This window comes from Alcanivorax nanhaiticus (assembly GCF_000756665.1).
In the GTDB taxonomy this organism is placed as follows: domain Bacteria; phylum Pseudomonadota; class Gammaproteobacteria; order Pseudomonadales; family Alcanivoracaceae; genus Alcanivorax; species Alcanivorax nanhaiticus.
In genome coordinates this window covers 51,450-65,691 of the sequence record NZ_ARXV01000002.1, presented here as the reverse complement: position 1 = coordinate 65,691, position 14,242 = coordinate 51,450, and the positions used below count along the sequence as shown (strand labels likewise).

The 14,242-nt window shown below is 57.5% G+C and carries 15 protein-coding genes; 9 read left to right on the top strand and 6 right to left on the bottom strand.

From position 1 onward, the window contains the following. The first annotated feature begins 16 nt into the window (after positions 1-16). Together Y5S_RS02445 and Y5S_RS02440 are read left to right on the top strand one after the other, a co-directional pair. Positions 17-307, top strand: coding sequence for a hypothetical protein (locus tag Y5S_RS02445; RefSeq protein WP_035230174.1), 291 nt, complete (start codon positions 17-19; stop codon positions 305-307). Positions 308-338: 31 nt separating this feature from the next. Further along, complete coding sequence (locus Y5S_RS02440; RefSeq protein WP_035230173.1) at positions 339-896, top strand: hypothetical protein; 558 nt, start codon at positions 339-341, stop codon at positions 894-896. A gap of 60 nt (positions 897-956) precedes the next feature. Here the strand turns inward: Y5S_RS02440 and Y5S_RS02435 are convergent, their stop codons facing one another. Together Y5S_RS02435 and rnk are read right to left on the bottom strand one after the other, a co-directional pair. After that, positions 957-2,342: a class II fumarate hydratase gene (locus tag Y5S_RS02435; RefSeq protein ID WP_035230172.1), complete on the bottom strand. Its 1,386-nt coding sequence runs from the start codon at positions 2,340-2,342 to the stop codon at positions 957-959. Positions 2,343-2,432: 90 nt separating this feature from the next. Beyond that, complete coding sequence (gene rnk / locus Y5S_RS02430) at positions 2,433-2,822, bottom strand: nucleoside diphosphate kinase regulator (RefSeq protein WP_035230171.1); 390 nt, start codon at positions 2,820-2,822, stop codon at positions 2,433-2,435. A 305-nt stretch (positions 2,823-3,127) separates the two neighbouring features. Between rnk and Y5S_RS02425 the strand changes: the two genes are divergently transcribed. After that, complete coding sequence (locus Y5S_RS02425; protein WP_035230169.1) at positions 3,128-4,477, top strand: WS/DGAT/MGAT family O-acyltransferase; 1,350 nt, start codon at positions 3,128-3,130, stop codon at positions 4,475-4,477. A 199-nt stretch (positions 4,478-4,676) separates the two neighbouring features. On the opposite strand, the gene Y5S_RS20155 is transcribed toward Y5S_RS02425, so the two are convergent. Further along, positions 4,677-6,101, bottom strand: coding sequence for a fatty acid desaturase (locus Y5S_RS20155; protein WP_035230167.1), 1,425 nt, complete (start codon positions 6,099-6,101; stop codon positions 4,677-4,679). Between the two features lie 123 nt (positions 6,102-6,224). Between Y5S_RS20155 and Y5S_RS02415 the strand changes: the two genes are divergently transcribed. The 4 genes from Y5S_RS02415 (at position 6,225) to Y5S_RS02400 (ending at position 9,478) form a co-directional block, all read left to right on the top strand. Then, positions 6,225-7,265, top strand: coding sequence for a helix-turn-helix transcriptional regulator (locus Y5S_RS02415; protein WP_035230165.1), 1,041 nt, complete (start codon positions 6,225-6,227; stop codon positions 7,263-7,265). A gap of 68 nt (positions 7,266-7,333) precedes the next feature. After that, entirely contained in the window at positions 7,334-7,822 is a 489-nt protein-coding gene (locus tag Y5S_RS02410; RefSeq protein WP_035230164.1) for a CinA family protein, read from the top strand. Between the two features lie 155 nt (positions 7,823-7,977). Then, on the top strand, positions 7,978-9,015 hold the full coding sequence (recA, locus tag Y5S_RS02405; RefSeq protein WP_035230162.1) for a recombinase RecA: 1,038 nt from the start codon (positions 7,978-7,980) through the stop codon (positions 9,013-9,015). Beyond that, complete coding sequence (locus Y5S_RS02400; RefSeq protein WP_035230160.1) at positions 9,008-9,478, top strand: regulatory protein RecX; 471 nt, start codon at positions 9,008-9,010, stop codon at positions 9,476-9,478. The genes recA and Y5S_RS02400 overlap by 8 nt, the downstream gene beginning before the upstream one ends. Before the next feature lie 383 nt (positions 9,479-9,861). Here the strand turns inward: Y5S_RS02400 and Y5S_RS02395 are convergent, their stop codons facing one another. After that, entirely contained in the window at positions 9,862-11,292 is a 1,431-nt protein-coding gene (locus Y5S_RS02395) for a M48 family metalloprotease (protein WP_035230159.1), read from the bottom strand. Positions 11,293-11,365: 73 nt separating this feature from the next. Between Y5S_RS02395 and Y5S_RS02390 the strand changes: the two genes are divergently transcribed. Next, positions 11,366-11,614 (top strand): sulfurtransferase TusA family protein, encoded by a 249-nt coding sequence (locus Y5S_RS02390; RefSeq protein WP_035230157.1) that lies wholly within the window; start codon positions 11,366-11,368, stop codon positions 11,612-11,614. Continuing rightward, a complete protein-coding gene (locus Y5S_RS02385; RefSeq protein ID WP_035230156.1) occupies positions 11,614-12,705 on the top strand; it encodes an AI-2E family transporter in 1,092 nt (363 codons plus the stop codon). Before Y5S_RS02390 ends, Y5S_RS02385 begins: the two co-directional genes overlap by 1 nt. A 285-nt stretch (positions 12,706-12,990) precedes the next feature. On the opposite strand, the gene bcp is transcribed toward Y5S_RS02385, so the two are convergent. Further along, positions 12,991-13,467: a thioredoxin-dependent thiol peroxidase gene (bcp, locus tag Y5S_RS02380; protein WP_035230154.1), complete on the bottom strand. Its 477-nt coding sequence runs from the start codon at positions 13,465-13,467 to the stop codon at positions 12,991-12,993. A 57-nt stretch (positions 13,468-13,524) separates the two neighbouring features. After that, entirely contained in the window at positions 13,525-14,052 is a 528-nt protein-coding gene (locus Y5S_RS02375; protein ID WP_035230152.1) for a glycine cleavage system protein R, read from the bottom strand. Between the last annotated feature and the right edge of the window lie 190 nt (positions 14,053-14,242).

The window sequence follows — 14,242 nt, the reverse complement described above, 5'->3', positions numbered from 1 at the left end:
TTGGGGCGGGGGAAACATGGCTGATACGGTGTTGGCAGCAGGCATTACTCTCTGGCTGGTATGGGGAGGTTACGAAACCGTCCAGGGCAGACTGTTTGATGATAAAACCCTGATTACACTGGTCTGGTGGTTTGTGCTGTTTGCGGTGGTGCTCTACTTCGGAGCCAGTGTGTTCCATTTTGTCTGGGTTATGCCGCTGATCTATCTGATGGCGTATATGGTGACGGTGAACTCCTCGATTCAGGCCTGGGTCATGTCGTTGGTGATGATGACACCATTGATGGCATCGTTGGCGTTATTCGGCTGAATGGGGAAGCAACAGGGTGGGGAATCAAGCAATGGGTTTGCGGAAAAGTTTCGTCATGGTAGTGGGGCTGCTGGCGGTATTGTCAGTGCAGGCCGCCGAGCCGCCAGCGTCTTATGTCGATGCCGGAGTGTGTCCCTTTGAATGTTGTACCTACGGTAGCTGGACTGCGATTCAGGATGTGACGGTCTTTGATCAGGTGGAGGATGGCAAGCCGGTAGCTGAGGTGCATCCTGAGCAGCCCGTGCATGCGCTGACAGGTGATGTACACATTCGTCGCCCCGGCGTGGTGGAAGTTCGGCGTGAGCATGAGAGCGCAGAGACCGGCCGGCGCTATCTTCCGGGGGACAAATTGTATGTCTATACCTACCAGGGTGAAGGCTACTACAAAGTCTGGTTTGAGCAGGCCTGGCTAAGTGAGGAAATTCCCTTTCTGGCGGGCTGGGCCGGTTGTGAAGAAGATCACAGTTGCTGGGGCGAAGTCCTGAGTACTCCTGAATCCCGCTGGTGGGTCAAGGTACGGCTTGAGAGCGGCCTGGAGGGCTGGGTGGATGATGCTGACGGTTTCTTTGGCAAGGACGCCTGCGGTTGAGTTGTCCTTGCCGGTTGGGGTGGTGTTGGGGTGGCTTTTTGCAATCCTGTGCAAGCCCAGTCAGGGGGATTCGCTCGGGTTTTCCGTCAGTGATGCCGGGTTCAACAGTCGCTCCAGCTCCCCCCGGCCCAGGTCGGTATTCTCTGCGGCCACGTCTATGATGGGGCGGTTTTCCCGGTAGGCTTGTTTGGCGATATCTGCGGCTTTCAGATAACCAATGATAGGGTTCAGCGCCGTTACCAGAATCGGGTTTCGGGCCAGCGCCTCATTCAGTTTGTCTTCCCTTACCGTGAAGGTGGCGATGGCCTTGTCTGCGAGTAGACGACTGACGTTGCTGAGCAGGGTCAGACTTTCCAGCAGGTTCTTTGCCACCAGGGGCAGCATCACGTTCAGTTCGAAATTGCCGGACTGGCCGGCTACCGTCAGCGTGGTGTCATTACCGATGACTTGTGCGGCCACCATGGCGGCAGCTTCCGGGATCACCGGATTGACCTTGCCGGGCATGATAGAGGATCCCGGTTGCAACGCTTCCAGTTCAATTTCCCCCAGCCCAGCCAGTGGCCCGGAGTTCATCCAGCGCAGGTCATTGGCAATTTTCATGATCGACACGGCGGTGGTCTTCAGTTGTCCGGATAAGGCGACAGCGGTGTCCTGGGAGCCGATGTGGGTGAAAAAATTGTCGGCAGGGCGAAAGGTGAGGCCGGTTTGTGCGCTGATCGCCTTGGCAAAGCTGGACGCAAAGGCCGCATGGGCGTTGATGCCGGTTCCCACGGCGGTGCCACCTTGTGCCAGGCTCTGGATTGAGGGCTGGAGTTGTTTCAGATGAAGGATATTGTGTTCGATTTGATCTGCCCAGGTCGTCAGCGACTGGCTCATGCGTACAGGCATGGCATCCATCAGGTGGGTACGCCCTGTCTTTACGTAGTCATGTACCTGAGAGGCCTTGTGGCGCGTCACACTGACAAGGTGCTGCAGGGCGGGTAACAGCTCTTCTGCCAGTGCGATGGCCGCGCTGATGTGGATGGATGAGGGAATCACATCGTTGCTGCTCTGGCCGCAATTAATGTGATCGTTGGCGCTGACGGCTTGACCATAATGACGGCTGGCCAGGGTGGCCAGCACCTCATTGGCGTTCATGTTGGTGCTGGTACCGGAACCTGTCTGAAACACATCCACCGGGAAGTGTGGCATGTAATCCGATGCCAGCAGTTCGTCCACGCTGTGACAAATGGCGTCTGCCATTTTCTCCGGGATTTGTTCCAGTTCGCCATTGGCTCGGGCGGCGGCCCGTTTGGCCAGCAGCAGGGCGCGAATGAAGGTGGCAGGCAAAGGCTGACCACTGACCGGAAAGTTGTTGATGGCCCGTTGAGTCTGGGCACCATACAGGGCATCGGCCGGGACGTTCAGTTCGCCCATGCTGTCTTTTTCGATGCGGAAACGGGTCATGGTTGTCTCCCTTTTAGCCACCTGATTTGAGTGTAGCAGCTGCTTGCCGGGAAGTGGGGCCTGCTTCCCGGCGAGCAGGCGTTGCGGCACTCAGTCTGTCTCCGGGGGGAGGACGTCCAGCAGTTCAAGCTGCAGGGTGCGGTTACGGTAGGGCCACTCGATGATATCCCCCACGCTCAAGCCCAGCAGGGCGGCCCCGGCCGGGCTGAGAATAGAAATGGCATCCGCATGGGTGGCGGTGTCGTGGGGCAGCACCAGCACGCGCTGGTGAGTTTTGCCGGAGGCGAGTTCCCGAAACTGCACACGGCTGCCAAGGCAGACGGTACCTTTCGGCAGTTCCTCCGGGGGCACGATGGTGGCCCGCTCCAGTTCAGCATACAGGTGCTCAACTTCATCGCTGTCTTCCTGCTGGCGTTCCAGCAGCGCATACAGTTGGGCGCGATCTACGGTGGTGACCGTAATGGATGGCAAATTGGCCATTTTTCTCTCCAGACTAAATCAAATTTGAGGTGCGGGTTGCGCCGAACTTCCGGCGCAAGCACGGCCGTTCGGCGTCAGGAGAGAAAGGCAGGGAGGCTCGCAACCACGCCCGCTGCGGGGGTGATTGTCTTGGTAAAAGCAGAGAGATTGGCCGCAGTGGGCGCAATGATGTCAGTCATAAGCTGAGCGTAGCAGAACCGGGGCCGTTGTCCAGATGGCTCAACCCCAAGCGGGTTCTGTCATGGTGCCTGCCCCCGGCCCGGCGTAGCGTTCCCGCATCAAGGGAATGCCTGGGAGAAGGAACAGTGGGAAAGAAGCTATCCATTTTTGACGCCGGTTTTCTGCTGATGGAAACGCGGGAGACCCCCATGCATATCGGCATGCTGCAACTTTACGGTTTACCGGAGGATGCTGCTGACGATTACATGGAGCAGATCTATCGTCGCATGGTGGAGGTGGAAGGCATTTGCCGCCCGTTTAACCAGAAATTGCACTCACGGGTGCCCGGCAGGCTGGATGCCACCTGGATCACGGATGACAACTTTGACATCGATTACCACGTGCGGCATTCCGCGCTGCCCCGTCCAGGTCGTGTGAGGGAATTGCTGGCACTGGTATCCCGGGTGCACGCGCAACGTCTGGATCCCAGTCGTCCACTGTGGGAAAGCTACCTGATTGAAGGATTGGAAGGTAACCGCTTTGCGGTTTACAACAAGATGCATCATTCCATGATGGACGGGGCAGGGGGGATGAATCTGCTGCAATCACGGATGGCCACTACCCCTGATGAAGATTTCCCTCCGCCCTGGTCCTCGGAGTGGAATACCCGTTTGCCGCAAAAGCGAAAGAAAAAGGTCCCCGCAGTTGGCCTGGTGAAATCCCTGCGCAATATGCAACGCGGTACCAGCCAGTTTGTGGACCTGATGCGGCAGCCCAAAGAGAGCAATATCAAGACCATCTATCAAGCACCCAAGACGGTATTCAATCACCGGGTGACCGGTGCGCGCCGTTTTGCAGCACAGTCCTGGTCGCTGGACCGAATCAAGGCGGCAGCAGAAAAACATCAGGGCACGGTGAATGATATTTTCCTGGCCATGTGTGGCGGGGCCATGCGTCGTTATTTGCTGTCGCTGGACAAGTTGCCTCATGACCCGCTGGTAGCGCAGGTGCCGGTGGCGTTGCGTTCTGCTGCCGAGGCAGGCGATGGTGGCAATGCCATCACTGCGGTACAGGTAAGTCTCGGAACGCATCTACATGATCCGCTGGAGCGGCTGGAAGCGATCAAGGATTCCATGAACGGGGTGAAGGGCCGACTACGCTCCATGGAGAAGGCGGAGATTGATATCTTCACCATGATTTCCAATCTGCCCCTTTCTGTTGGGCAGATGACCGGGATTTCCGGGCGCATCAACCCGCTGTTCAATCTGGTGATTTCCAATGTGCCGGGGCCAAAGCAGCCTTTGTACATGGGCGATGCGAAGATGCTGGCATCTTACCCTGTCTCACTTGTCATGCACGGTTACGCTCTGAACATTACGGTGTTCAGTTACTGCGACAGTCTTGAGTTCGGCATCATCGCCTGTCGTGAGACGCTGCCGCGCATTCAGCGCATGCTGGATTATCTCGAGGAGTCGCTGGTAGAGCTGGAGGGGTAGGACGGCGCAATCGCGGCGGAACCGCCGCTCCCACGGGAAATGCTCCGGCATTTGATGCTACAGCAAACCGCTTTGTGGGAGCGGACGTTCGGCCGCGAAATGGAGTGCCGGTTGGCACCGTCGGATCGTGGCGGAACCGCCACTCTCACAGTGAGCGATCCCGCGTTTGATGTGACAGCAAACCTTCGCGTTAAAGTGCCTAGACCGGCTTGGCGGTGGACGTCAGTGGTACAAAATCTGCCTTGTCCCTGACAGCGCACTCCGGGCAGGACCAATCTGACGGGATCGCTTTCCAGGGCGTGCCGGGCACAAAGCCCTCACTGGGGTTTCCTTTCAGCTCGTCATAGACATACCCACAGTTGCTGCAGCCATGGCGGCTGGCAGACGGCACGTTGGGGGAATGTTGTTCTTCTTGTGGTCGCGTTGCAGGGGCCTCGGTCTCCGGGCAAGACGGTGTCGCAGTCTGCCATTTTTTTATCAGTTGCTCTCGCTTCGGGCCGTACAGGTGTGCCTTGGTGACGTCTCCGTTGTAGTGGCGGGCAACACGCGGGTTCATGACCCTGAACCACAGAGGCGGGATGTACGCCAGAATCAGCATGGACGCATAGCCGGACGGCAATTGCGGGGATTCATCAAAATGCCGCAGGGACTGGAAGCGCCGGGTCGGGTTGGCGTGGTGGTCAGAGTGGCGCTGCAGCTGGTACAGCAACAGGTTGGTAACGATGTTGTTGCTGTTCCAGGAATGGCTGGGGGCGCAGCGCTCGTAACGCTGGGTGCGCTTGTCCCATTGTCGCAGAAGACCGTAGTGCTCAAGGTAGTTGACCACTTCCAGCAGGGCGGCACCAAAGAATGCCTGTATCGCCAGGAAGGCCAGAGCGCCGGTGCCCAGCCACAGGGTCAGCGCACCGAACAGCAACACTGTCAGGCTCCAGGCGCGCAGGTTCTCGTTTTCCAGTGACCATACGGATTTTCCCTGACGGGCAAGGCGTTCGCCTTCCAGGGCCCAGGCGGAGCGGAGACTGCCAATCATGGTGCGGGGCAGGAAAGCGTAGAAGGTTTCCCCCATGCGCGAGCTGGCAGGGTCTCGGGGCGTCGCCACGTTCTTGTGGTGGCCGCGGTTGTGTTCCACAAAGAAGTGCCCGTACGCCACCGGAGCCAGGGCGATCTTGGCCAGCCATTTTTCCAGATCGGCACGTTTGTGGCCGAGCTCATGGGCAGTGTTGATAGCGACCCCGTTGATGAGCCCGGCAGAGAATATCAGTGCAATGATGCTGGCGATGCTGATGTCACCACGGGTGGCCAGCCATACCGCCATGATGGTGGTGGCGTACTGGGCCGGGATATAGGCATAGACGATGGCGCGGTAGTAGCGGTTGGCCTCGAGTTGAGCTACTGCGCTTTCCGGTGGGTTGTTGATGTCGGTGCCCACCAGCCAGTCCAGTAGCGGTAACACGGCGTAGAAAAACACCGGCATGAGCCAGTAAAAGGCTGGCTGTTCAAACACATAACCTGCCAGAAGGCTGAGAAAGCCCAGCAGGGGAAGAAAAGGGCTGGCCAGCCAGAGTAGGTATTTCTGGTCGGTCCATGGGGTTGGTGGTGCTGTGTGTTGGGCGTGATTTGTCATGGTTGTTTGCCTCGCAAGTCACCGTTACGGGAAGAATCGGTGGAGGCAGAGTCCCAGAGTGAAGCTTGCGAAAATTGTCATTTTTCGCCAATCTGTTGTCATTTATTGACATGAGGATTCGGGATGACCGCTTCAGCCGAGCTACCGTTTATCCCTGCCCGTTACTATGCCCGGCTGGCAGAACTGTTGGTGGCAAGAGGGCAGGACGCGCAGGCCGTGCTGGCAGTGGCGGGAATCAACGAAGGTGTACTGGCCGCGCCGGAGGGGCGCCTCACGCTGCCCCAAGTGGAGGCGTTGATTGCCGAGGTGTATCGCGTCGCGCCGAATATCCCCTGGGCTTTTGAACTGGGGCGCAGCCTCAAATTAAGTTCTCACGGCATGCTGGGGTACGCCATGTTGAGCAGCCCCAACCTGGACTATGTATTCCAATTGTTGGCGCGCTACTTTCGCATCATCATGCCTACTTTTCGTTTGCAATATCGTCGTGCCAGTGAGCACGATGAGGTGCTGCTGTCTGTTACCGCCAAGCTGTCGGCCCAGAATTTGCTCTTTCACGTGGAAACCATTGCGGTGGCCTGGCATTGGGAAATCCTCTCGTTACTGCAGGGAGAGATGCCTGCCTATGACCTGTATCTCTCTATCGGTTCCCCCCGACATCTGGAACGCTACCAGTCTTTGAAGCCGGCTCGCTGGCATTTTGGTTGGCCAATCCAGCCCGGTTTCCGGATTGTGTACCCGAAAGGGTTGGTTGGCCGGGAGCTGGCAATGGCCGACCCGGGAGCGTTGCAGCTTGCTGAGCGACAATGCAGTGAGTTGGCCCAACAGACCCTGAAAGAGGGGCGCTTGGTGGAGTGGGTGACCGCCATGCTCACCTATTCCCGTGATGTGATCACCACCCGTGAGGAGCTGGCGGACCTGCTGAATATCTCACCCCGAACGCTGGATCGGCGTCTTCAGGATGAAGGAGCCAGTTTCCGGGAGTTATCGCGGCAAATTCGTTTTCAGCGGGCTTGTGATCTACTTCAGGCAGGGCAGCTGAGCATGCTGGAGATCGCGCTGGAGCTGGGCTATCGGGACGGCGCCAACTTCACTCGGGCTTTCCGCAGAGAGGCAGGGTGTTCCCCATCACAGTGGCGCTCGCACGCGGAGCGGCAGATCAAATAAGGTGTTGGCTTGGTGCCGGTGCCGGTAACATGGCGCATTGAATGATCAATGCCTGACAGGATAGAAACGTGGAACTGGACGCACTGGAGCATGCGGCCCGACAGCTGGCTGATACACTGCTCAAACAACAGATCATGGCCGTTACGGCTGAATCCTGCACCGGCGGCGGGATTGCCCAGCTGCTGACGGAGATCCCCGGGTCCTCACGCTGGTTTGAGCGGGGATTCGTAAGCTATTCCAATCAGGCGAAGCAGGAGATGCTGGGTGTCAGTGCTGCCACACTCGATGTGCATGGCGCCGTGAGTGAAGACACTGCACTGGAAATGGCGCGCGGGGCAATCCGTCATTCCCGTGGTCATGTCAGCGTGGCGGTCACCGGCATTGCGGGTCCGGATGGAGGCAGTCCGGAGAAGCCGGTAGGTACGGTCTGGATCGCCTGGGGACAGAAACTGGGTTATGCCGAAGCGCTCTGTTTTCATTTTGACGGAGATCGTCATGCCGTTCGTCAGCAGACCATTTTGGCGGCCATCCAGGGGTTGAACGACCGCCTGCAGTAGTCACAATTGCCCGATCAGACAAACAGGGTTGCAAAGGACAGGAATACCTGTTCATAATACTGTCCATATTGTCAGTGCTGACTGAAAGGCCAGTTTTGACGACACAGATACCGGCGATGCAATGACTGTCACGCCGACACAGGAGAGGGGTCACAATGAGCGATAAATCCAAGGCGTTGTCCGCCGCACTGTCCCAGATTGAACGTCAGTTTGGTAAAGGGTCCGTCATGCGCATGGGCGACCAGAAGCGTGAGCGCATCCCGGCCATTTCCACCGGCTCCCTGGGGCTGGATATCGCACTGGGCATTGGCGGCTTGCCGAAAGGGCGTATCGTGGAAATCTACGGTCCGGAATCCTCCGGTAAAACGACCCTGACCCTGAGTGTGATTGCCGAAGCCCAGAAAAAAGGGGCGACGTGTGCGTTTGTGGATGCGGAACACGCGCTTGACCCGGATTACGCCGAGAAGCTGGGCGTGAACGTGGATGATCTGATCGTGTCCCAGCCGGATACCGGTGAGCAGGCCCTGGAAATCACCGACATGCTGGTGCGTTCCGGCGCGGTGGATGTGATCATTGTGGATTCCGTAGCAGCGCTGGTGCCGAAGGCGGAAATTGAAGGTGAAATGGGCGATGCCCACGTGGGTCTGCAGGCCCGTCTGATGAGCCAGGCGCTGCGTAAAATCACTGGTAACGTGAAGAACGCCAACACCCTGGTGGTGTTCATCAACCAGATTCGCATGAAGATCGGTGTGATGTTCGGCAACCCGGAAACCACCACCGGCGGTAACGCACTCAAATTCTACTCCTCCGTGCGTCTGGATATTCGTCGTATCGGTGCGGTGAAGCAGGGCGACGAGGTCACCGGTAACGAAACTCGTGTGAAGGTAGTGAAGAACAAGGTGTCTCCACCATTCCGTCAGGCCGAGTTCCAGATTCTTTACGGGCAGGGCATCAATCAGCTGGGCGAAGTGCTGGACCTGGGTGTGCAGCAGGGTCTGGTGGACAAGTCTGGAGCCTGGTACGCCTACAAGGGTGACAAGATTGGCCAGGGCAAGCAGAACGCCTGTGATTATTTGCGCGAAAACCCGGCCATTGCCCAGGAAATCGAGAAGGAAATTCGTGCCCGTCTGCTGGCGGTACCGGGCGATGCACCGGTAGAGGCAAAAGAGGAAGCAGAACTGGGCGATGAATAAACCGCTCACTGAATCCGAGCTGCGTCAGCGGGCGGTAAGCCTGCTGGCGCGTCGGGATCATGCCCGTCGCGAGCTGGAAACCAAGCTGCGCAGCAAGGTGGGTGATCATCCTGCGATGGCGGCGGTGATCGAGTGGTGTGAAGAACATGGGTTCATCGATGACCGGCGCTTTGCCGGTTTTTTTGTGCGTTCGCGTATTGAACGAGGCCATGGTCCGCTGCGTATTCGTCAGGAGATGCAGCAGAAAGGGGTCGATCGGGAGCTGATTGAAATAGCGATCCGTGAGGCGGGAGAAAATGAAGGGGTGGACTGGTTTGCCTTGGCCAGAGAAGCTCGCGCCCGCCGTTTCCGCACGTGTCCCGGTGATCAAAAAGAAAAAGCCCGCCAGTTACGCTTTTTGCAAAGCCGCGGCTTCGATGCGGAGCAGAGTTTTGCGGCGCTGGATGTCCCGGAAGAGGATTAGCCAACCCTTAAACGAGGGGCTGTCACAGAGGTCTCAGTGATCACTGAGGTTAAGAGTGCACAGGCTTGTCTGGAATATTTCTAAGCGGAATGAAAAGCGCGAAATGATGGGCAAGGTGCCGAAGCGAGTAACGAGTTTCGAGTTGCGAAAACCCAACATCCCAAGCCAGCAGGCTTTGCCTTTCGAAGCTCACTTCTCGTAACCCGAATCGGTTTTTTCCTCGCCAAGGTTCGGATTCGCCTCTCAGGCGAGGCTCTTGGGATAGCTCTCTTTCTTTGCGATGGCGCGTTGCTTCGCTGGTTGACGTTCAAGTGAACCGCATTGCGGAATGATGGTGCTTTGATTGTTGCGTCGCAAATCCCGCCTTCGGCATCAGAGGTCGGTCAGAATTTTTCCTCGGACAAACGTTTCATTTCCTTCATGCGGCCACTAAGTTTGCTATACAGGGCAAAGTCGCCCTCGGCATCGGCCAGCGCATAGCCCATTTGCTGAAGTGCCTTGCTGTTGTTACCCCTCAGGAACTGACTTTCGGCACGGGCATGGAGTGCACGAACCCTGTCGCCACTATTACCGTAAGCGTCAGCAGCAAGATCCCAGGTGGCAGGATCGGTGGGGCGCTTGTTGAGTAGCGGTTTGATGACCGGTAATGCCTGTTCCGGTTGCTTGTTGCGTAGATAGGCCTTGCTGAGCAGGATGGAAGCAGCATAGTCATCGGGAGAGACTTTCAGCACCCGCTGCGTTTCGGTAATGGCCTGTGGATATTTTCCTTCGTCGAGTGCCACCTCGGCGAGCCCCAGTCTGAACCACAACTCATCGGGGTATTGCGCCGCCAGCTGTTCCATCAGGGAGCGGGAAAGATCGTAATGATTAGCACGCAGATGGCTCAGTGCAAGGCCGTAGCGGGCGGCTTGCAGCGCAAGTGCACTACGTTCGTTAACGTAACGCTCAAAATAGTCGATAGCCTGTTTGTCACCCTGAATAAATGCCGCCCTCAATCGGGCCTGTACCAGCAAATAGTGAGGCGACACGCTCATGGTGGGTGAAGGCAGGGCGCGAGCGCGCGCACGGCTGTCTGCAATACGGCTCTCGGTAACCGGGTGAGTCAGCAGGAATTCAGGTGGATCGCCGGCAAACTGCCGGTCATTGTGCATGCGCTCGAAAAAGCGGGGCATGGCATCCGGGTCCATGCCGGCTGCGGCAAGGGTTTGCATGCCAACCCGGTCGGCTTCCTGTTCGTTTTGTCGCGAGTACGCCAGTTGTGCCTGAATAGCGCCTGCCTGAGTGGCGGCCATGCCGGCAAAGCCGGCTTCGCCGTCACCGGCAATGGCGATGGCAAGGCTTGCCAACATGGCTGCCAGAACGGCCGTGTTCACTTTCTTGGAATCCAGGTAGCGGCGCGCAAAATGTCGCTGGCTGACGTGGGCAATTTCGTGCGCGACCACGCCGCCGACTTCGTCTTCGCTATGGGCATTGAGGAACAGGCCGGCGTTGAGGCCGATAACGCCACCGGGAACCGCGAAGGCGTTGATCTGGCGGCTATTGATGACCACGATATCCAGATCGGGTTCTTTCAGATCGCTGAAGGAAGCCAGTTGGTACACCAGACTTTCCGCGTATTCCTGCACCAGTGGGTCAGACATGATAGAAGTCTGACCACGCAACTGACGCAACCAGGCACGGCCCAGCCGGTATTCCTGGTCTGCCGACATCAGCGCGGCTGTCGGATCGCCAAGTACCGGCAGATCATCATTGGCGCTGGTTGGATAGGCGGCAAGGCAGCAGATCAGCAGCAATGCGCGATGTAACAACTTCAATCAGGACTCCATATCGGATGGGCAAGCATGTGACTATAATGCCGTCAGGCAGACAATCAATGAAACCCTGTGCATGACTGACCCGTTAATAGATCATCAAATAGATGCATCCGGCCTGCAATGCCCGATGCCACTACTCAAGACACGTCAGGCGTTGAGACACCTGAATGCCGGGCAGGTTCTGGAAGTCATCGCTACGGATGCTGCGTCGGCGAAGGACATTCCTTCCTATTTGAGACAGTCTTGTCACCAACTGGTTCGCTGCGATGAGCAGCCGGGGCGTTGGATATTCCTGATTCGCCGTGGGGAAAGGGAGAGCTGATGGTACGTATTCTGAAGAACTGGGTGGATCAGTACTTCTCTGACGAGGAGGCGGTATACCTGTTGGTGGTCCTGCTGTCGGTGGGGCTGATTATCGTCTTTCTTGGCGGGATGCTGGCCCCCGTGCTGGCAGCCATGGTCATCGCCTATTTGATGCAGGGTCTGGTTTCCGCGCTGGAGCGGCGCGGCATGCGCAGAATGCTGGCGGTGGGCTCGGTGTTCACCCTGTTTCTTGGCGGCCTGATTGTCACTCTGGTGGTGTTGTTGCCCATGGTGTGGCGGCAGACGGTACTGCTGGTGCGCGACCAGCTGCCCCATGTATTAAAGGGAGGCGAGGCCTGGCTGCGTGAGCTGCCAACCCGCTATCCGGAAATGGTTTCCATAGAGCAGGTGGATTCCATTGTGGCGGTGATTCAGCGTGAGGTGGCGGAAATCGGCCAGGGCGTGCTGACCCTTTCGCTGGCCTCCATCCCCAATCTGGTGGAGGTGATGGTCTTTCTGGTGTTGCTGCCACTGCTGGTCTTTTTCTTTCTCAAGGACAAGGATGAAATTGTTGGCTGGCTGATGCGTTTCCTGCCCAATCGTCGCCGTATCCTCTCCCATGTATGGCAGGAGATGGATGGCCAGATTGCCAATTATGTTCGGGGCAAGGCGATCGAGATCCTGCTGGTTGGCAGTGTGACTTTCGTGGCGTTTGTACTGTTCGGTTTGAACTATGCGGTGCTGTTGGGTGTGCTGGTGGGGCTTTCTGTGGTGGTGCCCTACATCGGGGCCACTGTGGTCACGCTGCCGGTGGCGGCAGTGGCCTATGTGCAATTTGGCTGGAGTGGGGATTTCGCTCTGGTGATGGTGGTCTACGGCATCATCCAGTTTATTGATGGCAATATTCTGGTGCCGCTGCTGTTTTCGGAGGCCGTGAATTTGCACCCGGTGGCGATTATTACCGCCATCTTGCTGTTCGGCGGTCTCTGGGGCTTGTGGGGGGTGTTCTTTGCCATTCCGCTTGCGACCCTGATCAAGGCAGTGATCAACGCCTGGCCGGGACAGGACGATTTTTCTGAGACGATTCCCGACAAACCGGCTGAGTCATGATTCAAACAGAAAGGGGCGCGAATGCGCCCCTTTTTCGTTTCGCCGCAGGAACGTTGGTTATTCGCGATGCTCCCCCTGTGGGCCACCTTGGCGGGCAGCTGCTTCGCTGCGCTCGGTGGAACCGCGATAAAAACCAGAATCAAAAGCCTTTTCACCACAGAGCACACGGAGGCACAGAGACAAACCGCTTTTTCCTCAGTGAACTCTGTGACCTCTGTGGTAAATACGCATTTAAAGGTTAGGTTATCGCACGGCCAGCGATGCTCCCAAGGTGCGAAATGCCCGTTAGATGCCCAGTGCATCCAGTTCAGCCAGCAGGTCTTCGTGGTGGGTCTTGGTCTTGAACTTGTCCATCACCTTCACCAGCTTGCCATCCTTGCCAATAATGAAAGAGGTGCGGATCAGGCCCATGAACTCCTTGCCCATGAATTTCTTCATGCCCCAGCAGCCATATTTTTCCGCCACGGCATGGTCTTCATCTGAAAGCAAAGAGAAGTTCAGGTCATGTTTCTCAATGAATTTTGGAAGCCGCGCGACGGCGTCCGGGCTGATACCGAATACCACCACGCCCCGTTTTTCCAGTTCGGCTTTGGTATCCCGGATGCCGCAGGCCTGGGTGGTGCAGCCCGGTGTCATGGCCTTGGGGTAAAAGAACAGCACCACGGGGTTTTTGCCCTTGAACTGTTTCAGCTCAACGATGTTGCCGTCCTGATCCTGCAGTTTGAAGTTGGGGGCCAGGTTTCCAATCTTGGGATGTGCCATAGCGGTTCAAAACTCTCTTGGTGTCGGTTTCCGTCCTGCGTGCCGCATGATGCGGTTTTATCGCTTCGGACACATGGTGGCATCCAGGTTGCGTGCCTCGCAGAAATCCAGGAAGGTATCGCGCAGCTGGGCCACGGATTGTTCCGCACTCATGCTCAGCACCAGGTGAAGGCTGAACATGGGAGTGCCGGTATGGGGAGCAGCATAGGTGCCGGTGTGTAGATCGTCGATATTAATGCTGCGCGAGGAGAAAAAGTTGGCGATTTCGTGAACAATCCCGGGATTGTCCATGGCGACCACTTCCACTTCGTAGGGCAGCGAGGCAGGGCGTTGATCACGACGCTGGGTGCGCTTGAGCGTGATCAGCAGGTCCAGTTGCTGGCTAAGGCTGGATTGGTCGCTTTCCAGCCGCTCGAGGGTGGAATCACTGCCAGCGACCAGCATCAGTACCGCGAACTCGCCACCGAGCACGGTCATGCGGGAATCGAGAATGTTGCCCTGACGCTCCAGTACTGCACGCGATAGCGACTCCACAATCCCGGGGCGGTCGGAGCCCAAGGCTGAAATCACGATAAGTTGTTCCATCTGGTTCTCTCCCTTAATGACACTGACTGTCCGGGCCCGGCGTTGGGCATTATTATTGGTTGGCCAGTATCGGCACTGGCCTGTCAGCAGTGTAGTGCCAGCGGCGGGATTGTGCACGGGATAGGGCGGATGCGACCCTTCGCGTGTCGTCTTTGCCCCGCTGGCATCTGGCGTCCAGCCCTGTCGGCGT

Excerpts from the sequence above, each read along its gene's own strand:
- Y5S_RS02415 (WP_035230165.1), top strand. The coding sequence starts at position 6,225 with ATGACCGCTTCAGCCGAGCTACCGTTTATCCCTGCCCGTTACTATGCC.
- Y5S_RS02385 (WP_035230156.1), top strand. The coding sequence starts at position 11,614 with ATGGTACGTATTCTGAAGAACTGGGTGGATCAGTACTTCTCTGACGAG.
- bcp (WP_035230154.1), bottom strand. The coding sequence starts at position 13,467 with ATGGCACATCCCAAGATTGGAAACCTGGCCCCCAACTTCAAACTGCAG.
- Y5S_RS02390 (WP_035230157.1), top strand. The coding sequence starts at position 11,366 with ATGACTGACCCGTTAATAGATCATCAAATAGATGCATCCGGCCTGCAA.
- recA (WP_035230162.1), top strand. The coding sequence starts at position 7,978 with ATGAGCGATAAATCCAAGGCGTTGTCCGCCGCACTGTCCCAGATTGAA.
- Y5S_RS02440 (WP_035230173.1), top strand. The coding sequence starts at position 339 with ATGGGTTTGCGGAAAAGTTTCGTCATGGTAGTGGGGCTGCTGGCGGTA.
- rnk (WP_035230171.1), bottom strand. The coding sequence starts at position 2,822 with ATGGCCAATTTGCCATCCATTACGGTCACCACCGTAGATCGCGCCCAA.
- Y5S_RS20155 (WP_035230167.1), bottom strand. The coding sequence starts at position 6,101 with ATGACAAATCACGCCCAACACACAGCACCACCAACCCCATGGACCGAC.
- Y5S_RS02400 (WP_035230160.1), top strand. The coding sequence starts at position 9,008 with ATGAATAAACCGCTCACTGAATCCGAGCTGCGTCAGCGGGCGGTAAGC.
- Y5S_RS02435 (WP_035230172.1), bottom strand. The coding sequence starts at position 2,342 with ATGACCCGTTTCCGCATCGAAAAAGACAGCATGGGCGAACTGAACGTC.
- Y5S_RS02445 (WP_035230174.1), top strand. The coding sequence starts at position 17 with ATGGCTGATACGGTGTTGGCAGCAGGCATTACTCTCTGGCTGGTATGG.
- Y5S_RS02375 (WP_035230152.1), bottom strand. The coding sequence starts at position 14,052 with ATGGAACAACTTATCGTGATTTCAGCCTTGGGCTCCGACCGCCCCGGG.